Origin of the sequence: Salisaeta longa DSM 21114, from assembly GCF_000419585.1 — a bacterium.
GTDB lineage: Bacteria > Bacteroidota > Rhodothermia > Rhodothermales > Salinibacteraceae > Salisaeta > Salisaeta longa.
On record NZ_ATTH01000001.1, the window covers coordinates 1,964,509 to 1,987,129 of the forward strand.

Annotated in this window: 15 protein-coding genes; 9 read left to right on the plus strand and 6 right to left on the minus strand. The window is 65.4% G+C overall.

Annotated elements, in window-relative coordinates:
* Positions 1-14: 14 nt before the first annotated feature.
* From SALLO_RS0108155 to SALLO_RS0108175, 5 genes are all read left to right on the plus strand, one after another.
* The gene (locus SALLO_RS0108155) at positions 15-1,043 is read left to right on the plus strand and encodes an NAD(P)H-dependent glycerol-3-phosphate dehydrogenase (RefSeq protein WP_022835815.1); all 1,029 of its coding nucleotides are present in this window, start codon (positions 15-17) and stop codon (positions 1,041-1,043) included.
* 39 nt (positions 1,044-1,082) lie between these two features.
* Entirely contained in the window at positions 1,083-1,727 is a 645-nt protein-coding gene (locus SALLO_RS0108160; RefSeq protein ID WP_022835816.1) for an RNA-binding domain-containing protein, read from the plus strand.
* 352 nt (positions 1,728-2,079) lie between these two features.
* On the plus strand, positions 2,080-3,291 hold the full coding sequence (locus tag SALLO_RS0108165; protein ID WP_022835817.1) for a Tm-1-like ATP-binding domain-containing protein: 1,212 nt from the start codon (positions 2,080-2,082) through the stop codon (positions 3,289-3,291).
* A gap of 125 nt (positions 3,292-3,416) precedes the next feature.
* Complete coding sequence (locus SALLO_RS0108170; protein WP_022835818.1) at positions 3,417-4,247, plus strand: phosphoenolpyruvate hydrolase family protein; 831 nt, start codon at positions 3,417-3,419, stop codon at positions 4,245-4,247.
* A 99-nt stretch (positions 4,248-4,346) separates the two neighbouring features.
* Positions 4,347-4,754 carry a cupin domain-containing protein gene (locus SALLO_RS0108175; protein ID WP_022835819.1) on the plus strand — a complete coding sequence of 136 codons (408 nt, stop codon included), beginning with the start codon at positions 4,347-4,349 and terminating at the stop codon, positions 4,752-4,754.
* 111 nt (positions 4,755-4,865) lie between these two features.
* Here SALLO_RS0108175 and rnr read toward each other — a convergent pair whose 3' ends face one another.
* The 3 genes from rnr to aroB form a co-directional block, all read right to left on the minus strand.
* A complete protein-coding gene (rnr, locus tag SALLO_RS0108180; protein WP_022835820.1) occupies positions 4,866-7,046 on the minus strand; it encodes a ribonuclease R in 2,181 nt (726 codons plus the stop codon).
* 64 nt (positions 7,047-7,110) lie between these two features.
* Positions 7,111-11,943, minus strand: coding sequence for a translocation/assembly module TamB domain-containing protein (locus tag SALLO_RS16115; protein ID WP_022835821.1), 4,833 nt, complete (start codon positions 11,941-11,943; stop codon positions 7,111-7,113).
* Between the two features lie 96 nt (positions 11,944-12,039).
* On the minus strand, positions 12,040-13,125 hold the full coding sequence (gene aroB, locus SALLO_RS0108190; protein WP_022835822.1) for a 3-dehydroquinate synthase: 1,086 nt from the start codon (positions 13,123-13,125) through the stop codon (positions 12,040-12,042).
* Positions 13,126-14,004: 879 nt separating this feature from the next.
* Between aroB and SALLO_RS0108200 the strand changes: the two genes are divergently transcribed.
* The 4 genes from SALLO_RS0108200 to SALLO_RS16120 all read left to right on the plus strand — a co-directional run bounded on the left by SALLO_RS0108200 (position 14,005) and on the right by SALLO_RS16120 (position 18,649).
* Positions 14,005-15,765 (plus strand): ATP-binding protein, encoded by a 1,761-nt coding sequence (locus SALLO_RS0108200; RefSeq protein WP_051141340.1) that lies wholly within the window; start codon positions 14,005-14,007, stop codon positions 15,763-15,765.
* A 166-nt stretch (positions 15,766-15,931) separates the two neighbouring features.
* Positions 15,932-16,843: a 5'-nucleotidase, lipoprotein e(P4) family gene (locus SALLO_RS0108205; RefSeq protein ID WP_022835824.1), complete on the plus strand. Its 912-nt coding sequence runs from the start codon at positions 15,932-15,934 to the stop codon at positions 16,841-16,843.
* Positions 16,844-16,856: 13 nt separating this feature from the next.
* A complete protein-coding gene (thiG, locus tag SALLO_RS0108210; RefSeq protein ID WP_022835825.1) occupies positions 16,857-17,693 on the plus strand; it encodes a thiazole synthase in 837 nt (278 codons plus the stop codon).
* Between the two features lie 155 nt (positions 17,694-17,848).
* Positions 17,849-18,649: a hypothetical protein gene (locus tag SALLO_RS16120; RefSeq protein ID WP_022835826.1), complete on the plus strand. Its 801-nt coding sequence runs from the start codon at positions 17,849-17,851 to the stop codon at positions 18,647-18,649.
* A gap of 142 nt (positions 18,650-18,791) precedes the next feature.
* Here the strand turns inward: SALLO_RS16120 and SALLO_RS0108220 are convergent, their stop codons facing one another.
* The 3 genes from SALLO_RS0108220 to SALLO_RS0108230 form a co-directional block, all read right to left on the minus strand.
* Positions 18,792-19,160 (minus strand): hypothetical protein, encoded by a 369-nt coding sequence (locus SALLO_RS0108220; protein ID WP_022835827.1) that lies wholly within the window; start codon positions 19,158-19,160, stop codon positions 18,792-18,794.
* A gap of 275 nt (positions 19,161-19,435) precedes the next feature.
* Positions 19,436-19,801 carry a hypothetical protein gene (locus tag SALLO_RS0108225; RefSeq protein WP_022835828.1) on the minus strand — a complete coding sequence of 122 codons (366 nt, stop codon included), beginning with the start codon at positions 19,799-19,801 and terminating at the stop codon, positions 19,436-19,438.
* A gap of 342 nt (positions 19,802-20,143) precedes the next feature.
* Positions 20,144-22,495 carry a glutamine--tRNA ligase/YqeY domain fusion protein gene (locus SALLO_RS0108230; RefSeq protein ID WP_022835829.1) on the minus strand — a complete coding sequence of 784 codons (2,352 nt, stop codon included), beginning with the start codon at positions 22,493-22,495 and terminating at the stop codon, positions 20,144-20,146.
* Between the last annotated feature and the right edge of the window lie 126 nt (positions 22,496-22,621).

Here is a 22,621-nt window from a genome sequence, read left to right on the forward strand (position 1 = left end):
AACCTTCCGTTCCTGTGAACGCTCCGATCACGATTCTGGGCGCGGGCAGCTGGGGCACGGCGCTCGCGGTGCACTGGGCGCGCGCCGGGCGCGACGTTACGCTATGGACGCGCCGCCCCGCGGCGGCAGCTAGCATGCGCCACACGCGCCACAACCCGCGGTACCTGCCCGACGTGGCGCTCCCCGCGGGCGTCACGGTTACCTCCAGCCTCGCTTCAGCGGCGGAGGCATCGTCGCTGTGGGCGCTGGCCGTTCCGTCGCAGGCCATGCGGGCGCTCGTCCGGCAACTGATTCCGTTCCTGCATCCCGCGGTGCACCTTGTGTCGCTGGCCAAGGGGATTGAAAACGGCACGCTGTGCACCATGTCGCAGGTCATTGCCGATGTGCTGGGGCCCGCGGTGGACCACCGCGTGAGCGTGTGCTACGGCCCCAGCCATGCGGAGGAAGTGGCCCTCGACCAGCCCACGGCCGTGGTGGTGGCCGCGCCGCACCTCGACACCGCCGAGACGATCCAGGCCCGCTTCATGACCGACCGCCTGCGCGTGTACGTAAACACCGATGTGATGGGCGTTGAGGTGGGCGGCTCCGCCAAAAACGTCCTCGCTATCGCGGCCGGTATCAGCGACGGCGTTGGCTATGGCGACAACGCGAAGGCCGCGCTCGTCACCCGCGGCCTTGCCGAGATCAAACGGCTCGGGCTCGCCCTTGGCGCAAAGCCCGCTACCTTTGCCGGCCTCACCGGCATCGGCGACCTCGTGGTCACCTGCATGAGCGCACACAGCCGCAACCGCCACCTGGGCGAACAGATTGGCCGGGGCCACGCGCTGGCGTCCATCGTAGACCGCATGGACATGGTGGCAGAGGGCGTACAGACGACGGTGTCGCTCCGCGACCTGGCCGCCCGCCACGGCATCGAGATGCCCATTACCGCCGCGGTGTACGCCGTGCTCTTCGAGGGCCAGGCGCCCGAGGCCATGGTCGACGCCCTCATGACGCGCGACGCCAAACGCGAAAACTGGCGCCCCGAGCTCCTCGAATCGTAGCCCTGCCGCTTCTCCCCTGTTCACCAACCGCCCGCGCCCATGACGCTGCGCGAATTGCAACAACTGGTGGCCCTCGGCGAAGGCGTGAGTCTTGAGTTTAAGCGCCGCGTGCCGCGCGCGCCCCGCATTGCCAAAGAGGTGGTGGCGCTGGCCAACACCCACGGCGGGCGCATCCTGCTTGGCGTTGCCGATGACGGGACCATCACCGGCGTTAGCGATGCCAGCGAGGAGGCCTTTGCCTTCGATCAGGCCGTGGCCCAGTACACCGCCCCGCCCGTTCCGTACCGAACCGAGCGCATCGTCATTGCCCCGGGCCGCGACGTTCTCCTCGTGGTTGTGCCCGAAAGCGACCAGAAGCCGCACCGCCTCCTCAACGCAGCAGCCGCCGGCGATGGCACGCCGTACGTGCGCGTGAAGGAGATGAGCGTGGAGGCGAGCGACGAGTCGGTGCGCCTGATGCAAGCGGGCGACGCGACCAACGGTGTCACGTTTGCGTTCGGCGAAACCGAATCGCTCCTGATGCGCTACCTCGACGACTATGGCCGGATCACGGTGGCGCAGTTTGCCCAGTTGGCCGACGTGTCGACCGACGAGGCGTCGGTCATTCTTGTGCGCCTCGTGCGGGCCGACGTGCTGCGCCTACACGCCGACCGCGGCGCCGACTACTTTACGCTACGGTATTAGGCCGTTGGTTGTCACCCCTCGCGGGCTTTGCTGAGCCGTGTCACGGCACTGCGGGACAGGACCTGTCTTTATTCCAGCATGGAACGGTCTGTGCCACCTGCCGAGGCTTCGCGCCACGGGGTCGGCGCTACAAACGAACGGGAAAGCGCCGCAACGCGCTGCACGGTTGGCCCTGCACACCCGCAAACAGCTCAAGAGAATTACCCGATGTGAGCCAGGGAACGCCAACCGAAGCATACAAAAATTGTAATTTTTTTGTACTAAATCTAGATGACTTTGATAGCGCGGAGATACATCGATAGATTTATCATCAATCATAGAAGCGCTTCCATTACCAGGCCCATGTGTTGCAATGAGCTCCACCATTCTTCTAATTGGTACGCTCGACACCAAGGGAGAGGAATTTGCGTTTGCCCGCGACCAGATCGAGGCACGGGGGCACACGGCCGTACTGCTTGACGTGGGGGTGCTGGGCGCACCCACCGTTGAACCCACGATTCCCGCCCATGAAGTGGCTAAGGCCGCGGGTACTACGCTTGAAGCACTGCGCGAGGCCAACGATCGGGGGGCCGCCATGGATGCGATGACCGAAGGCGCAACAGCCATTGCGCGCGAACGGCTGGACACGCATGCCTTTGATGCCGTCCTGGGCCTCGGCGGCTCGGGCAATACGGCCGTAGCTACCGGGGTAATGCGGGCGCTGCCCGTAGGCCTTCCAAAAGTAATGGTGTCGACGATGGCATCGGGCGACACAGCCCCGTACGTCGGTGCAAAGGACATCACAATGATGTACTCGGTGGTTGATATTGCCGGGCTGAATCGCATCGCACGGCAAGTGATTGGCAACGCCGTAGGGGCAGCCTGTGGAATGGCCGAACAATCCATTTCCGCAGCCGACGATAAGCCGCTTGTGGCCGCGACTATGTTTGGCGTGACCACCCCGTGCGTAACGGCCGTGCGCAACCATCTTGAAGAGGAAGGCTACGAGGTGGTCACTTTCCATGCCACCGGGAGCGGCGGCCGCGCCATGGAGGGGCTCATCGAGGATGGGTTCATTGCCGGCGTGGCAGACATCACGACCACCGAGTGGTGCGATGAACTTGTGGGCGGCGTGCTGAGCGCGGGCCCCACGCGCCTCGACGCTGCCGGGCAAACGGGCACCCCGCAGGTCGTCTCTGTTGGGGCCCTCGACATGGTCAATTTTGGCCCTGTGGATACAGTGCCCGATGCGTTTCAGGAGCGCACCTTGTATCAGCACAATGCACAGGTCACGCTGATGCGCACCACGCCCGAGGAGAACGCCGAGCTGGGGCGTATTCTTGCCGAGAAGCTTAACGCTGCCACCGGCCCCACCGTACTCATGCTACCGCTCCGCGGCGTGAGCATGATCGATGCCCCTGATGAGCCGTTCCACGATCCCGCGGCTGACGCTGCTCTCTTCGATGCGCTTCGTGAGCACATTAACCCCACGTCCGTAGAGCTCGTGGAGGTGGATGCGCACATTAACGACAAGGCCTTTGCGAACGCATTGGCCACACGCCTGATCGATTTGCTTGATGGATGAGTGGTGTGCCCTTCTTCTAAAAAGCGGCATGCATGGGACGACAACCCACCCGATGCCCGGCCACAACAGAACAGGGCTTTCGCTTTTTCATCGTCCGCTTCTTTACACACGCTACGCCAACCGCCATGCCTTTTATTGAACGCAGTGAATCGTTGCAGCGCTTGCAATCGCAGGTAGACGCCGGTACGCCCCTTTTAGGTGCTGGAGCGGGCACTGGCATCTCGGCCAAGTTTGCCGAGCGCGGCGGCACCGACATCATCATCATCTACAACTCCGGCCGCTACCGAATGGGCGGGCGCGGCAGCCTTGCTGGTCTGCTTCCGTACGGTGATGCCAATGCCATCGTGGTCGACATGGCCCGCGAGGTGCTTCCCGTTGTGAGGGATACGCCCGTTCTTGCTGGCGTCTGCGGCACCGATCCGTTTCGCCTCATGCCGGCCTTCCTCCGCGAACTTAAAGAGATGGGCTTTGACGGGGTGCAGAACTTCCCGACGGTGGGCCTCATCGATGGTACCTTCCGGCAAAACCTGGAAGAGACGGAGATGAGCTTTCAGAAGGAGATTGACATGATCCGTTTAGCACACGAAATGGACTTCCTGACATGCCCGTACGTCTTTGACACCGAACAAGCAAAGGCCATGGCCACCGCCGGCGCCGACGTACTCGTGCCGCACATGGGCCTCACAACGAAGGGTGATATTGGAGCCGAAACGGCCCTCAATCTTGAGGAAGCCGCCGACCGTGTACAGGCCATGCACGATGCAGCAAAGGCCGTCAACCCCGATATCCTTGTGTTGTGCCACGGCGGCCCCATTGCCGAGCCGGACGACGCCCAGTACATTTTTGATCACACCGAAGGCGTCGTCGGGTTCTTTGGTGCTTCAAGCGTCGAGCGGCTGCCTACCGAACCGGCGATCGAACATCAGGCTCGTGCCTTCAAGGAGTTGAATTTTTAAGGTATCGAGCGGGTAGCGGTCCCTGGGGCTTCCATCCGTCCAACCGCCCCGCAATAAGTGACACAGTACGTTGATTCACACAATCAATCCTCAAATGCCATGCAACATATCGGACCTGCTGCCATCACAACCGCCGACGACGTCGATACGCTTCAGTTCGACTGGGGCACTCTTCAGATGCTCAGCGACCCGCACTCTACCGGGGCCGACAGCTCGAGCTTTGGCCTAGTGCACGTCCATCCAGGCAGCGGGCATGCCCGCCACAACCATCCGGAAGCCGATGAGATAATTTTCGTCCGCTCCGGGACTGGGACGCAGATGCTCGACGACAAAGACCCTGTTGCCATTGGGCCCGGAGACGCTATCTACATCCCGAAGGGCGTATATCATGCCACGCAGAATACGGGCGAGGAGTCGCTCGAACTCATTATCGTTTACACACCTGCCGGTCCCGAGCAGATTTTCCGCGATATGGAAGAGAGCACGATTATCCCGGCAGATGGGTAATCGGAAAAGGACCAGGCGTGCCGCCCCCACTTTTTGTTAAGGCTTCGTTGGTGTGATCCCATCGTCCCGCGCGGGCACACGCGTGCGTCGAGCGCTTATCCAGCGCCATCATCACTTGCCGGATTTGGCGTCGTCGACAAACACGAGATCGACTTCGCGCTTCTCGATATCGGCGCCGATGATTTTCACCTGCACGGTGTCGCCCGGCCGAAAGCTGCGGCCGTAGTTTTCGCCGCGCAGCGTGTACGTCGACTCATCGAACGCGTAGTAGTCGTCGTCCATTTCGCGCACGTGGACGAGCCCTTCTACCAAAAGGTCGGTGATCTCGACGAACACGCCAAACTTGGTGGCTCCGCTCACAACACCCTCGTAGGTATTGCCCACGTGGCGCGCGGCGTATTCCACCTTTTTCAGCTTCACCGACTCGCGCTCGGCCTGCTCGGCCTCGCGCTCTTGCTCTGAGCAGTGCTCGCAAATGGCGGTGAGCCGCTCTTCGTTGGCGGGTCGCCCGCCCGCGTGGTAACGCTTCAGGAGCCGGTGTATCGCCAGGTCGGGGTACCGGCGGATGGGGCTGGTGAAGTGCGTGTAGAAATCGAACGAGAGGCCGTAGTGGCCGATGTTGTTCACGTTGTACTCGGCCTTCGACATGGCCCGGAGCGCCGCCCGCCGGATGACGATCTCCTCGGCCGTGTCGCGGGCGGAGTTGATGAGCTGCGCAAGATCCTCGGAGTCCGCGTTGCCATCGGTAAGCGGGAGGGTGTGCCCAAAGACCTGAACGTACTCCGCCAGTTGACGAATGCGCTCGGCATCGGGCGTGTCGTGAATGCGATAGACAAAGGGCGGTGCGTTGTCGTCGAAGGGAGCGCCGTTGGCGGCATGGTCCTTCGCGTACGACGGGTCGCCGATGTGCGCCGCCACGGTGCGGTTGGCCAGTAGCATGAACTCCTCCACGAGCCGGTTGGCCGGCTTGCGGGTCTTGCGCACCACCTCTTGCGGTGTGCCGTCGTCATTGAGGATCACCTTGACCTCGTCGGAGCCGAAGTCGATGCCGCCGGTGCTCATGCGTTCCTTCGTCAGCTTCTCGGCCAGCCCCCAGGCGCGGCGCACGTGCGCCGCCATCGGCCCCGATTCGCCATCCAGGTAGGCCTGCGCCTCGTCGTAGGTGAGGCGCTGCTTGGAGTGGATGACGGTTTCGCGGATGTCGTACGACACCACCTCGCCTTGCGGCGTTACGTCCATGAGGCAGGAGAACGCCAGCTTGTCTTCGTGCGGCCGCAGCGAGCAGAGCCCGTTGGAGAGCTTCTCCGGCAGCATGGGAATGGTGCGATCGACGAGATAGACGCTCGTGGCGCGGTCGTAGGCCTCGTCTTCAATTGGCCCTTCGGTGGGCACGTAGTGGCTTACGTCGGCGATGTGGACGCCGACCTCGTAGTTGCCGTCGGGCTTCTGGAGGATGTGGATGGCATCGTCGAAGTCCTTGGCATCGTCCGGGTCGATGGTAAAGACGGGCTTCGAGCGCAAGTCGAGGCGGCGCTCGATCTCATCCGATGGAATCTCTTCGGGGATGGCTTCGGCGGCCGCGATGACCTCGTCGGGCAGCTCGGGGCGCACGTCCATGCTCATGGCCAGCGCCAGCACGCGCACGTTCGCATCGTCGGCATCGCCCAGCACGCGCAGCACGCGGCCTTCGGGCGAGGCTTTGCGGCTGTCAAACCGGTCGATGGACGCCACCACCTTCTGCCCATCTTCTGCGCCGTTGAACGCCTCCTCGGGCACGTACACATCCTGCAGCACGCGCTGATCGTCGGGGTCTACGAAGGCAAAGTGCCCCCGCTGCCGAAAGGTCCCCACCACCTGCGTGCGGCGGCGCTCCAGCACATCGAGCACCTCGCACTCGCGCTTTTTGTCGTCTTTCGAGCGCGCCGCGACGCCCACAAGCACCCGATCGCCGTCGAGGGCTTCGGCCATGTTGTGCTCGCGGATGAAGAACTCCTCGTCGCTCTCCTCATCTTGCACAAACCCAAAGCCCTGCGGATGCACCGAGAGGGTGCCCCGCTTGTGGTTGGGCTGCCGGTTGGCCTTGTACTTTCGCCCGTCGCGGCGCACCAGGTGACTGGCGCTCAGGTCGGCCAGGACGTCGCAAAACGCCAAAAAGTGATCGTTGTCGTCGTCGTACCCGAGCGCTTGCGCCAGCTCGTGCGAGCGATAGGCCGTGTCCGGATGGGCCCGCAGGTGTTCAAGGAGACGGCGGCGAATGGTATCGTCGGAGGGAGCAGCGGTATCGTGAGCCACGCAGGAATTCTTTTTGTCTACAAAGCAATATAGGAGAGATGATACCAACGTAGCGGCCACACGTTCAACGCCGATTCGATGAATCCGCAGCGGCGCCGGTGGCCGTGCCCTCCGAAGCGGGCGGCGCGGCGGTGCTGTCGGGCGATGTGGAGGCGCCGTCGGCCGTTGTGTCGTCGGACGTTGTGCCGCGGGCGGCCGTTCGGTCGGGCAGGAGCCATCCAAACACGCGGTACAGCAGCCGCTTCCACGTCGGAAATTCGGTTTGGTACGACAGGCGGGCCCCGGCGCTGGTGGTGAGGGTGCGCCCGCGCGTAAAGGTGTCGCCGGTGCGCCGGTAAAACACTTCGGCCGATACACGGCGGCTGAGCCGCACCTCCACCACAAACTCGCCCTGCGGGCCGCGCGTCTGGGTTTGCTCCTCCTCGTCGGCCGTGTACACCCCCTCGCCGCGGATGATGAGCCGCTCGTTGAGCAGGCGCAGCGCCACGCCGTAGATGATGTCCAGGTTCTGCGGATTTTCCCCCTGAATGCCCACGTTGAGGTCTACGTTGGGCAGCGCCTTGCTCAGGTAGCGGTTGAGCTGGCTCGCCACGAGCTGCGAGACGCTGTTAAAGGCCAGCTGGTTGCCCGCGCTGGCCAATCGGTTGCCGCCGGCTCCGGTATCGCCGGCCGAGGTGGTGGTGAGCAAGAAGGTGTTGGTGAGCAGCACGCTGGTGGCGTACTCGGTGGTCAGCTCGGGCTGGTTGAGGATGGCATCGAGCGTGCGCGTACCGACAAGCTGGGCCGGCTGGTCGCGATCAATGGCCAGTCCAAGGTCTACGCGCGGCACTTCGACGGTGCCCGTGATGAACAGCTCCACAATGACGGGGATGCGCGCGCTGCGGCTGTCGTAACCGGGCAAGCCCGCCGGCGCGGCCCGCGTGCGGTACGACGCGTTCAGGTTGAGCTGCGCGTTGATCGGGTCGCCCGTCCACGTAATCGTGCCGCCGTCAATCGCAAATTGCCGGACGAACACTTCCCCCGCGGTAAACAGGTACGAGCCGCCCTGCACATCGAAGCTGCCGTACACGTAGAAGGTGCCTTCGGTGCGTTGCAGCTGCACGCGGCCCGATCCGGTCGTGCGCACCACGTCGCCCACCACCGGATCGAAGGCGAGGTCGACCTGCGAGCCCTCGGGCGCTACAATGTTCAGGTTGATGTCGAGCCCATCGAGGAACGTCGGCTCCCCCTCGGGACGGTCGGCCAGCACATTGTCGCGCCGGTTAATCTCGCGCAGGTCCGGAAGTTGGCCGGTGGAGTCGGCAAAGATGATGAAGCCGCTATCCTCCGAAACGCCGCCTTCTATGACGGGGATGACGAGCCGACTGTTGGGCGTGGTACGTACGCGCGACGAGTACAGCCGCGCACTGGAGAGCGGGCCGACGAGGCGCACGGTGCCGCTCGCGCGGATGTCGCCGTAGAACGGCAGCGTCTGCGATTCGGCCACGTTGATGAACTGCATTTCTTGCAGGTCGCCGCGCAGGTTAAACGAGAAAAACTCGTAGTCGTTAAACAGCACCGAGCCGTTCATGGTAGCGCGGCCCTCGCCCTGGTCGCGCACTGTCACATCTTGCAGGTGGATGCCGCGCGCATCGACGCGCACCGGCCCGCTCACGTTGTAGGCCAACCCAAACTCGGGAACGGTGGCGTACCCGTTGGCCACGCGCAAATCGGCCTCAAACAACGGATCGGTGAGGTATCCGCCGATGCGGCCGGTGCCCGCCACGTAGCCATCGACAGTGCCCAGGTCGTCCTCGAAGATGTACTTGAAGAAAAAGAGATCGGCCTCGGCGATGTTAACCGACAGGTTGAGAGGCGTGCGGCCTGCAGTGCCTAGGCCTACGGTGCCCACCATACTGAGCGTGCTTCGGCGCGTATCGGTGAGGCCGCCGGGCACCAAGATGGGGACATCGACCGTCGTATCGGCCGGCGCCAGGCGCGCGTTGAGCCGCACGGCCTGCCGATCGAGTGCGTACTGGCTTGACACTGTGAGGCGCCCCAGCAGGTTTTGGTCGAGCGACAGGCGCTGCACGGCAAACGACCCGCTGAGCTCGGGTGCGCGCCATCCGCCGGTGAGGGCCGTGCGCCCGCTCAAGCTACCACCCAGCGGATGGTTCATCTGAGCGACCTGCGAGAACGGAAGGAGCCGCACGTTCGATGCCTCCACCGCCAAGGTGTCGGTTGGGTACGGCGAGAACGTGCCGTCCAGTTGAAGGCGCTGCACGCGGGCCGCGGCCGGCTGCGTGCTCTGAAACGTCAGGCGATCCATCTGCACGGCATCCCGGTAGAGGCGCACGGTGGGCGTTCCGCGCACTTCCCAGGCCACCGGCGGCACGGCAAGCGACAGCTCGCGGAGCGTTAGCGTGTTGTAGGCCGCGTGGGCTTGCACCGTGGCCCGCAGGTTGAACCACCCTTCTGCAGCTGCGCGTTGGGCCTGTGCCGCAAGGGTGCCGCGCTGGTTTTTGAAGTCGAAGGACGCCGTGGCCGCTTGTAGCGCCACGCGGCTGTTTGCCAACCGATCGGCGCGCGCCTCCACCCGCACCGAAAGCGTTTCGTGCAACGGCCGCTCGCGCAGGGTGCCGCCCAGCCGAAACTGAACCGCCGGATCGTGGCCCCGCCATGAGCCCACGCCCAGGCGCTCGGCGGTGAGCGTGCCGCGCAGTTGGAGGCTGTCGGGCGAGACGACCGCGGCCATTGTTGCTGTAAATGTCGAGTCGACGGCCGGGGCCGCGGGCCACCACGCACGCACAATCGCGGGCCGCTTCCACCGCAGGGTGCTGGCGACCTCCAGCGGCCGCGCATAGTCCGCAGCGCGCATCACGCGCGCGACGGCTTGCTGGGCCGCAGGCACGGTGCGAGCAGCAGAAGTGGACGGCGGCGATGGTTGCGCCGACGCCGTGACAAGCGAATCGGGCGCCGCGGGGCGGCGCGGCTTGCTCCACAGGGTCGTTACCGCAGCCCGCGTCTCGGCCGCCCAGAGGCGCCCCAAGGCCCACAGCGGCTCGACGGCCACGTCGCCCGCCAGCGTAGCCGCCACCACGTCGCCGCCGATGCGCACGCGCGAACCAGTGGCGCTGCGCGGCTTCAGGGCCACCGTCACGCGATGCGCCGGGAGCGTGGTGATGCTGTCGCTTCGTGCAATGATGGCCTGTGCCACAGATACATCGGCGGTACCCTGCAGGGCGGCCCACCGCTGCAGCCCCGATGCCTGCGCCGTTAGCGTTGCGGTAAGCTGCGTCGGCGGGCCGCCCATCACCGGCTGCAGCTCGAAGCGCTCGGCCGTCGCCTCCAACGCCACGCGCGGCACCGCAACAGAATCGACCCACGCGCCCTGTGCCGTCAGGCGTCCGCCGGCGGGTTGCCGAAGCTGCAGTGTCCCTTCAACCCGGCGGCCGGCCGCGGTGCGCACCGCCGACGCATCGAGCGCGAGCGAGTCGAGGCGCTGCGGGCCGAGCTGCGCGTCGGAGAGGCGCACCTGCGTGGCGGTGCGGAGGGCCTGCAGGCTGCGGCCTTCGCCGCTGAGCGTCACCACGCCGCTGAGACGCACGGGCCGCTGCACGCGCCGCACCACCCGGTGGACGGCCAGTTGTTGCGTGGTTAGGGCGGCCTGGAAGGCCAGCGTGTCGGAAGCGGCGTAGCGCAGGCGGGCCGTGCCGCCGGCCCGTCCGGGCGCGCCGGCCACCGACCAGTCGGCGGTGCCCTGTAGGGCCACGGGCGTCGCGGCAGACGATAGCCCGTGCACGGTGCTCCGCACATAGGCCGATAGGCGCAGCGGACCGGTGCGATGCAGCGCGGCCAGCGGCGCCCCGGGCACCAGCGCGTCGACATCGGACGGGCGCACGGTGGTGTGCCGGACGGCGAGCTCGGCATCCAGCGAATCGGGCCAGCCTACGAGCGTGCCCCGCACCGAGGCCCGCGATAGGCCGTGCGCCACCATCAGCGAGTCGATGACGAGCCCGCGCAGCGGACCGTGCACGCGCCCCGCCACTTGCATGCTGCGCGCCAGCGGCCAGCGCGGTACCAGCCGCTGCCACGCGGTGTTGTTGACGGTGCTGGGCGCCACATCCACCATGAGGCGCCGTTGCCCCACGGCGTCGGCCGGGCGCCAGCGGGCCTCCACGGCCAGGTCGGTACCGCCCGATTGCAGACGGGCGGCGTCAAGGTGCCAGGCCCCGCCGGTGCGCCGCACCGTTCCGGTCATGCGTACCGCCGCTCGCTGATCCGACAACGCGAACCGCAGCGCGTCTACGTCCACACGGCGCGCCTTGGGCAGCCACTGCACGTGCATCTGCGCATTCAAGCCCCGCAGCTCGGCCGTCGTGTAGTCGAACAGCCAGCCGTTTCGGACGATTGCGGGCGGCGGGGCGGCCGAGGTGGTGCGCACCGTTCCGTCCACAATCTCCACATCGCCAAGCGCAAACGACGGCGGCCCGTTCGAGGGAGCAGCCGTGCGAAGACCAAGCGCCCGCGCAATCGTCCACGTGCTATCGGCCCGTTGGTGCAGCCACAGGTGCGGCCGGATGAGGGTGAGCGACCGGAGCGTTGCGTAGCCGCGCCACATGCTCCGCCACGAGGGCCGCGCCACCACCGAATCGACGTGCGCGATGGTGTCGCCGGTGGCGCTGAGCAGAAGCACGTCGCGCGCAAACAGATCCCACACCAGGTTGCCCTCCAGCGCGCCAATGCGCAGCGTCCCGCGAAACTGCTCGTTGAACTGCGCCTCAATCTGCTGCCGCACCACGTCACGGCCGACCCGCGTGCGCGTGAGGCCAAAAAAGAGCACAACCGCCGCCAGCAGCAGGTACAGGCCGCCTACAAGCAGTCCGCGCGCGGTACGTACAAAGGAAGGAACAGACACAAGCTCAGGCGTGGCAGCGGGGGAGCAGGGCGCAGCGCCGTGGCAGAAGGCGGTGCAACGAGATCGTCATACGTGTGGGGCCGCGTCTGTATCCATCTACGACGTGGCGAACGTCCACGCGCGGGCCACGGCCGCCCGCGAGCAGTCGCTGGTGACGTATGGATCGCCCGGCGCCCGCAGCAGCACGAAGCGGCGACGGCCGCCGCGGTTCTTTTTGTCGGCGCGCATGGCTTCGTAGAGGGCCTCGAAGGAGAGATCGGCAGTGGCGTCCACCGGTGCCAGCGGCCGCACCAGGGCGTCGCACGCGTCCAGCGGAAACGATGGATGCGCCGCACTGGACAGGTGAAGCGCGGCCCGCAGGCCCAGCGCCACCGCCCCGCCGTGCGTGAAGCGTCCGTAGCCCGCCACCGCTTCGATGGCGTGCGCAAACGTATGCCCCAGGTTGAGCACGGCGCGCCGCCCGGCCTCGCGCTCGTCGGCCTGCACCACCTCGGCCTTCACGGCCACGGCCGCCCGCACCATCGACGGGATGGGGGCATCGTCGGTGCGGGCGTACAGCGCATCGCGGTGCTTGGCAAGCAGCGCGCGCAGCGGCCCGTCGGTAAGCAGGGCGTGCTTCGCCACCTCCGCCAGCCCGCTGGTCCACTCGCGCATAGGCAGCGTACGCAGGCATGCCGTGTCGGTGTGCACCAGCGCCGGCTGATAAAACGAACCGATCAGGTTTTTGCCGGTCGCGTGGTTGATGCCGGTTTTGCCGCCAATGGAGCTATCGACCTGCGCAATGAGCGACGTGGGCACGTGTACCAGCGGAACGCCGCGCAGCAGCGTAGCCGCGGCAAACCCCGCCAGATCGCCGATGACGCCGCCGCCTACCGCCAACACGGGCGTCTGCCGGTCCATGCCCCAGCGGAGGGCCTCGTCGTAGATGCGGTGCAGCATCTCGGCACGTTTGGTGGCTTCGCCAGGCGGCAGCGTGTGCACGTGCGGCGTCCATCCGGCGCTGGTCAGCGCGGCCCCCACCGGCCCGCGATAGTGCGCGGCCACGTGCTCGTCGGTCACCAGCAGGCAGCGCCCGGGGCGCACGTCGGCCGCGGCCAGCGTAGCGGGCAGGGCATCAAGCGGACGAAACTGGACGTCGTAGCGACGCCCGTCGGCAAACGAAAGCGTGATCGGGTCGGGCACGGGGCGGCGGGGCGGATTGGAGACTGCAGCGACGCCTTGTCACACGAGCCGGCGCCCCATCGGATTCACGCGCTGCGCAAATTTCCGGCGGATCTGCACGCGGCGTCGCGCAGCGTCCCATGCCATCGTGCGTTCCGCACAGCGTCCCAAAGGCCCACCACGCCGCACCAGTGCAATCGCATCAATTTGGGGTTCGTACTGACGCCGATCAGGAGCGATTTGCAAAATGATGATGACGTGCCCCGGAAGGAAGATCCGTCTTTTGCTCTATCAGTACGTCTCGCTGATTGCAATGTGCGGCAGGTCCTTGCTCGTTTGTGGAGATTGCCACGTACCACGAGTATGATCTTAGGCCCTCGCTCCGCTCCTCGCAATAACAAAAGGGATGAAGTGCAGAAACGATACGTGAATGGTTCAGATGGCTTTTCGGACGAGTCTGAACAACTGCACGCCCAACACACAAAAAAGCAGTACGCTCCTTGTCATCGCGAGGAACGAACGCACGTGAGTGACGCGGCGATCTCCATGTACGGGCAGGAGCGCCCCATTGCGGAGATTGCGCCACAGGCATGACCTTCGGCCCCCCTTCCAGGATGACCTAAAGGCCCCCGCGCTCACTGCGTTCGCTCGCAATGACAAGAGGAGTGAGGGGCCTTAGTCATGCCACTGGTGCGCATGCGAGCGACGCGGAGGCCGTCTTCGAGGCGCACAGGGCGGATTCACGATTGCTCATTCGATTGCCTTGCACGCAGCACGCTGCGGTTGCATCGAACCGGTTGGCCGACGTAACATTGCAAGAGATGCCCACGTGTCAATCCCCGCGTGTGAGTCCCCGCGTTGCCGTTTGCCTCCTTCCACAACCTGACCACCTCTATCGCCATGCCTACACCACCTGCCGATCCCTCGTCCGCTGCAGCCCCGCATCTCGCCTATTACCCCGCCTGGGCCAAAGAACTCGCCCGCAAGTACTTCACCAACACCGTATCGGAGTTTATCCTACACGGCGATGTCCGCGACCTGGTGCCCGCGCAAACCCGCGACGGCGCCCGCACCTACGTGCCGCTGCACGACTTTCTGACCAACGACCTGTTCGCCGCCCGCGATGTCACCATCCTCTACGACCGCTCGGCGGGCATCCACTTCGCCGACGCGGCGTCGAAGAAAGACTTCAACCGGGCCCTCTCGGGCTACGACAGCATCTTTGGCACCGAGTACCAGCAGAAGCTGCCCAAAGACCCACCGCGCGTCTTCAGCCTGCTGGAAAACTACTTCCGGCTGCGCCTGGCCGACGGCAAGCGCATCGCCTGCATCATCGACTACGCCGAAACCATCGTGCCCATGGCCGAGGCGTCGATGTACTCGGCCGAAGACCGGCAGGCGCTCGTCTACCTGCAAAAGTGGTCGCGCGACCCGCTCTTTTTGGCGCACGATTTTACCGCGTGCCTCGTCACCGAAAACCTGACCGACCTCAACCAGCAGCTCGTGCAAAGCCCCCACACCGTGGAGGTGCACGTGCCCATTCCGGATGCGAGCGACCGGCGCACCTACATCGACTGGACAATTGACGGGCAGCGCGATACGTTTCGCCGCTATGCCGACGTCTCGGCGGCCGGGCTGGCGGAAAACACCGCGGGCCTCAACTTCACGCAGCTACGCACCATCCTGGCCGACGTGCTGCAAAACCACAACCGGCTGACCTTCGAGACGCTCTCGGCCATCAAAAAGGAGTTCATTGAAGCGGAAGCCTACGGGCTCTTGGAGTTTATCGAAACCGATTACTCGCTCGACCTTGTGGCCGGCCACACCGAGGCGAAAAAGCATCTGCGCCAGGCCGCTACCGCCCTTCAGAACGGGCGGCCCGATGTGCTTCCGATGGGCTACCTGGTCAGCGGTCCGGTGGGCTCGGGCAAGACGTTTACGATCACCTGCTTTGCCGGCGAAATTGGCATTCCGATGGTGAAGCTCAAGAACTTCCGCTCGCAGTGGCAGGGCGTCACCGAAGGCAACCTGGAGAAGATCTTGAACTTGCTGGAGGCCATGACGCCGGTGGCCGTGATGATTGACGAGGCCGATGCTGCGCTTGGCGACCGCGACGCACAGGGCGACTCGGGCGTCTCGCAGCGCGTCTTCTCGCAGATCGTTTCGTTCATGAGCAACCCCAAGCACCGCGGCCGGGTCATCTTCTTTTTGGTCACCGCACGCCCCGACCTGATGCCCGTCGACCTCAAGCGGCAGGGCCGCGCCGAGGAACACCTGGCGCTGTTCTACCCGTCTACCCGCGACGAGCGCGAGGAGCTGCTGCGCGTGATGATGGACCGCACCGGCGTCGACCTCCCAATGGCGGAGGTGCCCGATGCGCTCTTGGATGGCGAGCGGACGTTCAGCGGGGCCGATATGGAGGCACTCTTGACGCGGGCGTCGTTTCGGGCGGCCGCCCAAGGCACCGACCGCGTAACCGCCGCGATTTTGCAGGCCACCGTCGACGACTTCATTCCGCCCACGTACCCCTCCGAGGTCGAACTGCAAACGCTGGCGGCCGTGCTTGAGTGCACGAGCCGCGACCTCCTCCCCGAGCGCTTCCGCGCCATGGACCGCAAGGAGGTGGTGGCGCAGGTGGAAGCCCTCAAGCGCTCGATATAGACCGCCGTGAACGAGCACGTGGCGCGCGGCTCCTGCGGGAAGCCAACGACGGGTCTCCCAAAAGCGCACGCCGTTTTTTCACTGCCTTCGCCTGCAGCGCCCGAACGCTGCCTGCCGCTTGCGGTACGTACCCTCCGCCGACTCATGCACCTATCCCCTGCCGTTCATGACGCGTCTGCTTGTGCCGGTTGCGCTCGTGGCTTTGCTCCTCTCCGGCTGTGCTAGCAGCAGCCCGGCGACCTCGGATGGCCCCACCGTGGCGCAGCTTCAGGCCCGCATCGACAGCCTGGAGCGCCGCGCCCACCTTCGCCACCCCAACCTGAACAGCGTGTTGTGGACGCAAACGGCGGTGGAGTTTGACGGCGTCACGCGGAGCGCCTACCAGGCGGCCCACCTGATGATGACGCGCGCCCTGCACGATTCCTCGTGGACCGCGGCGCTGGAGCAGCGCCGCCGCGGCGTGGAACGTTACCGCTCGCTTCCGCCGGCGGTGGTGCTGGATGTAGACGAGACGGTGCTCGACAACTCGGCCTACCAAGCGCGCCTGATCCGGCAGAACGAAACGTACGACAGCGAGAGCTGGAACGCCTGGTGCCGCGAGCGCGCCGCGGGGGCCATTCCCGGTGCGCTGGCCTTTACCCAGGCCGCCGCCCGCGCCGGGGTGCAGGTTATCTACCTCACCAACCGCGACCACCGCGTGGAGGCCGCCACGCGCGACAACCTCCGCCAGCTCGGCTTTCCGCTCTCCGACACCAGCGACGTCATCCTCACCCAGGGCGAGCGCCCCGGGTGGGAGGAAAAAGGACCGCGCCGGGCCTTCGTGGCCGATCGCTACCGCGTCTTGCTGTTGATCGGCGATAACGCTGGCGACTTCATCTCCAACGTGGAGCAGTCCGTGCCGGCGCGCCGGCGCCTCGCCGAACAGTACCAGGGCTTTTGGGGCACGCGCTGGATCGTGCTGCCCAACCCGCAGTACGGATCGTGGGAAGGCGCCCTGTTCGATTACAACTACGGCCTGCCGTACCTGGAGCGCCTCCAGAAAAAACACAAGGCGCTGCGCACGAAGTCTTCCAACTAAGCCGTTTGCCGCCATGGAATCGCCTGCTGCCTCCACCCACCATCCGACGGCGCCAACCCCCGACGACGCAACCGACGACGCGCTACAGATTGGCGACCATACGTTTTCCTCGCGCTTGCTCGTGGGGTCAGGGCGCTTTCCCAATCCGCAGCTCATGCTCGACGCCCTTGCGGCGGCCGCCGCCGACCTGGTGACGGTGGCCATCCGACGCGTGAATGTGGAGCGCCCCGCGCCCGAGAGCCACTTGCAGCTGATCCGGGATGCCGGCCACACGGTGCTCCCCAACACCGCCGGATGCTACACGGCCCGCGAGGCGGTGCTGGTGGCGCAGCTGGCGCGCGAGGCATTGGGCACCGACCTGATAAAGCTGGAGGTGATTGGCGACGACGAGACGCTGCTGCCCGACCCACACGAGCTGCTCGACGCCGCGCGCACGCTCGTTGATGACGGGTTTACCGTGTTGGCTTATGCCAACGACGACCCCATCACGTGCCAGAAACTGGCGGAGGTCGGCTGTGCCGCCGTCATGCCGCTGGCCTCGCCCATTGGCAGCGGGCAGGGCCTGTTGAACCCGTACAACCTGCGACTCATCCGCGAGCTCCTGCCCGATACGCCGCTCATTGTTGACGCGGGCATCGGGACGGCGAGCGATGCCGTGCAGGCAATGGAGCTGGGCTACGACGGCGTGCTGACGAACACCGCCATTGCCGAAGCGAAGCACCCGGTGGCCATGGCCCGCGCGATGCGTCATGCCGTGACCGCCGGGCGGCTTGCGCATCAGGCGGGCCGCATTCCGCGGCGGCTCTACGCGCAGGCGTCCTCCCCCACCGAGGGCCGCGTGGGCTCCTAGCGCCGGATGGTCGGTTGCCACGTAGTCGCCGCGGACGCGCCGGGACGGCGGCAGTCAAAAGAACGTTACGCATCCGTTGGCAACGCGTGCTGTACAGATGTTAGCATCACTGTGTCACGCGTTTGCGTTTGTTACTCCAACCGGCTACCGCTCATATGCCCACCTCATCCGCTGCTTTTCGCGCCCTCGGTACCCTGCTGGCGCTCGCGCTGCTCCTCGTGGGCAGCCCCGGCGCCGTGCATGCCCAAACCCCCACAACGCTTACGGTACACGTGCTGGCGCACGATGCCAAGCTGCTTCAAGACCCGGTGGGCGGCGCGCGCGTCACCGTGCGCAACGCCATCACCAACGAAATCCTGGCGCAGGGCGTGCAGCGCGGCACGTCGGGCAGCACGAAAGCCATCATGGAACAGGCCAAGACGCGCGGCGCCGACATCTTTACCGGCGATGAGGCTGCGCGCTTCGTGGCTGAGCTTCCGCTGACGAAGCCCACCCGCGTGCTCGTTACGGCCGAGGGCCCGCTCGCCTACGAGCAGTCCGTGCAGCGCGCCTCCAAGACGCTGCTGATGGTACCCGGCCAAGACATCACCGGCGATGGGCTGGTGCTGGAGCTGCACGGCTTTATCGTACAGCTGCTGCCAGCGACTGATGTTGTCGTCGAAGAAGGCGAGGCGTCACTCGACGTGCGCGCTGAAGTTCAGATGCTCTGCGGCTGCCCCACCAAGCCGGGCGGTATGTGGGACAGCAACACGTACACGATGAAGGCGCGCCTCGTGGATGAAACGGGCGCTGTCGTCTCATCGGTAGACCTTGAATACGCCGGCACGCCGAGCGAGTACACCGCCACGGTGCCCGTTCCCTCCACGGGCGAGCTGCCAACGCACATTCAGGTGGTGGTAAGCGACGCCGATCGCGTAAACTTTGGAATGGCCAGCAGCGTGTTGAGCCGTCCCTGATGGCCTCCGCATCCTGTGGCTGTCCCCTGTAACCGACGAGGGTCGTCCCATGTGGGGCGACCCTCTTGTCGTGCAACGGCCTGTTGGAGTTGTGCGCGCCGGAATGCGCATGCATCACTACGACACACGCGGGCAGCGCGGGCTACTTCAGCTCTAGCGCCTCATCAATCTCACCCAGCGTGATGCGGGCGAGGGCCAAGTTCGACTTCTCGCGGTCGAGCACGACGTACGTAAACACATTGTCGTTCTCGTGAAAGACGCGAATGAGGTGATACTGCGTCTCAAGGGTGATCAAGATGTCCTCGATGCTCTCGTCGAGGCTAAGCTGATCGATCACCTTCTTGTTGGCCCGTACAATTTCCGTGTTGCTGGCACCGGCCAGTTCCATGTCGATAGATCCCCCCCCCCCGATGGTGCCCAGTGTCATGCCCGACTGGTAGTCGACCAATGCGGCCCCAATCGCGCCGTCAATGTCGGCGATGCGGTTGAGCGATTCTTGAATACTTGCCATACGTTCTGGTAGGTGGTTGGTGAGTAGGGTGCGAGGGAGTGCCGTAGCACACGCGAGAGCCGCCATTGGGCCTTAGCGCGTACGGGCAACAGAATGGCATATCAAACATCGCCCATCGCGTGGGGGAAAGGCAAGATAACGAAAGCTGCCACGCCTTAGACAGCGAATAGCTACCGAAGAATTCAAAGCCCAACGTGCAAAGAGCCCGTAACCTCCAACAGAAACGGCCGCCCGTTGCCAGGCGGCCGATGCACTGGCACAACACGTGCGTCTGTTTACTTCAGCTCTAGCTCCTCGTCGATGGTCTCCAGCGTCATGCGCGACAGGGCCAGGTTGGCCTTGTCACGGTCGAGCACGACGTACGTGAATACGTTGTCGTTCTCGTGGAACATGCGAATGAGGTGGTACTGCGATTCGAGGGTGATAAGGATGTCCTCGATATGCTCGTCGAGGCTGAGCTGGTCAATCACCTTTTTCTTCGAACGAACCACCTCGGTGTTGCTCGCACCGGCCAGTTCCATGTCCATAGATCCCCCCCCGATGGTGCCGAGCGTCATGCCCGACTGATAATCGACGAGGGCGGCACCGACGGCGCCATCAATTGCTGCGATTTTTTCGAGGGACTCTTGAATGCTTGCCATAGGAGCGGCGTGCTGTTGTGGAACGAAAGGGTATGTGAGATGCAGCGGCGCGTTGCAGCAATGCAGCACGAGCTTGCAACGATCGGGCCGTGCATTTGTGTGGCAAGCGTTACTACAAAGAGCGCTCCATACCGTGCGCGGCCCGCCGCCTTCGAGGAAAACGTCCCCGCACACGCCCGCCCGGAGCGCGCGCCTGGGCGAGGCGCCATGCCCTGAACCACCATCAGTGCCCCTGAGGCCCGTTCTAAATGTAACGCCGTAGGGCATTGCCCCACAGACACACGCGGGCACTGGGGCGCGGCTGCGGGGCTTGTCCCATCGGCAGCACGGTGTGACAGGGTGTCATTCTTGCAAGCGGTCGCGTAAAAGCGCCCGCGCCTCTTCGGGGTTGGCGGCGCCCTGCGTCTCGCGCATCACCTGGCCCATGAAGAAGCCCAACAGCTTCGTTTCGCCCGCGCGATACCGGGCGGCCTCGTCGGGATGGGCATCGATGACGGCCGTCACGGCTTCCTGGAGGGCCGAGCGGTCGTTGATCTGCCGGAGCCCGCGCGCATCGACGATGGCTTCCGGATCGCCGCCCGCGTCTACGAGCACGTCGAACACCTCGCGCGCGCCGCGGCTATTCACAACGTCGTCCGCGGCCAGTCGCACGAGCGCGGCCAATTCCTCCGGCCCAAACGGCAACTCCGCCAGCGACCGGTCTTTCAGCACGCGCATCAGGTCGTTGACCACCCAGTGCGCCAGCGCCTGCGGGGCATCGTACGCGTCGAGGGCCGCCTCGTAGAAGTCGGCCACCGCATCGTCGGCCGCAAGGACGGCCGCATCCTCGCGGGCCACGCCGCGGGTAAAGTGGTAGTGGGCAAAGCGCTGTCGCTGCGCCTCGGTCAGGCGCTCGACCGGGTCGCGCTGGGCCTCCATCGAGCGCTTGCGCTGCTTTGCCTTCTCGGCCTCCTTGGCTTTCCGTTTGGCCTCCAGCGCCTCCTTGCGCGCCGCCTCTTCGCGCGCGGCCCACGGGTCGCGCAGGGGCACGATGCGGTTGAACACCAGCGCGTCGGGCGCGCTGTCAACCGGATCTTGCCAGAAGTAGCCCTGCCGCTCAAACTGCAGCCGCGTGTCGGCGGGCAGGTCGCGCACGCTCGGCTCTACGATGCCGGCCTGTACCACGCGGGCCTCGGGGTTCAGAAATTCGGTGAAGGGCGCGTCCTGGGCATCCGGGGCCGGAACGGTGAACAGGCGGTCGATGAGGCGCGCCTCAATGGGCACCCCGTGTGTGCCCGACACCCAGTGGATGGTGCCGCGGGGCGAGCGCCCGTCGGGGGCCGTGCTGTCGCGCGTGGCCGGGTCGATGGTGGCCCGCAGCTCCACCACCGCGCCGTCGTCGTCGGTGATGGCCTCGGTGCAGGTCAGGAAGTAGCCGCCGCGCAGGCGCACCTCGCGGCCGGGCGCCAGCCGGTAGAAGTCGTCCGGCGGGTCCATCCGAAAATCGTCACGCTCGATGTACAGCTCGCGGGTAAACGGCACCGCGCGCGTCTCGTCGTTGTCAATTTCGCGCGGCCAGTGCGGCACCTCCAGCCAGTCGACGGTGTCTTCGTCCACGTTGGTCACCACCACCTTCAGCGGGTCGAGCACGGCCATCACCCGCGGCGCGCGCGTGTTCAGGTCGTCGCGGATGGCATGCTCCAGCAGGCTAATTTCCACCCGGCTCTCGCTTCGCGTAACGCCCACGTCGTGGCAAAACGCCCGAATGGCCGACGGCGGCACGCCCCGCCGGCGCAGCCCCGCCAGCGTAGGCAACCGCGGATCGTCCCAGCCGTCCACCGCACCGGTCTCCACCAGATGCAGGAGCTTGCGCTTGCTCATGATGGTGTAGTCCACGTTGAGCCGCGCAAACTCGTACTGATGCGGGCGCTGCGGCACCTCCTCGGCGGGCAGGCAGTGCTCCAGCACCCAATCGTACACGCGGCGGTTGTTGTCAAACTCCAGCGTGCACAGCGAGTGCGTAATCCCCTCAATGGCATCTTCCAGCGGATGCGCAAAGTCGTACATCGGGTAGATGCACCAGTCGTCGCCGTTGCGGTAGTGGTGGGCGTGCTTGATGCGGTAGAGCAGCGGGTCGCGCATGATCATGTGGGGCGACGCCATGTCGATCTTGGCGCGCAGCACGTGGGCCCCGTCGGGGAAGTCGCCGGCGCGCATCCGCCGAAACAGCTCCATGTTCTCCTCCACCGAGCGGTCGCGGTACGGGCTGGGCCGCCCCGGCTCGTTGACCGTGCCCCGGTATTCGCGGATTTCTTCCTCGCTGAGGCTGTCGACGTACGCATCGCCCTGCGCGATGAGCGTGCAGGCGTACGCGTAGAACTGCTCGAAGTAATCGGAGGCAAAGTAGAGGTGCTCGCCCCAGTCGTAGCCCAGCCACCGCACCGCCTCTTTGATGGAGGCGACGTACTCCATCGATTCGGTTTCGGGGTTGGTGTCATCGAACCGGAGGTGGCACTGCGTGCGGGCGCGATCGGCGTAGTCGTGCTTGATGCCAAAGTTGAGGCAAATGGACTTGGCATGCCCAATGTGCAGGTAGCCGTTGGGCTCGGGCGGAAAGCGCGTTGCCACGCGTCCGTCGTGCGTGCCGTTGGCCAAGTCCTCGTCGATGATGTCGTAGATGAAGTTGTCGCGGTCCGAAGGCGGCGAAGCGCTCACAATAGGCAGGGGCTGCGGTCGGTGAAAACGGGGCGAGGGTGCAAGAGGGTTGGAAGGCTGTGGGCCGCGGAAGATCCATGACCGGCGGGCGCCGGCGGGGCTTCACCGAGGCATAACAGCCGTTGC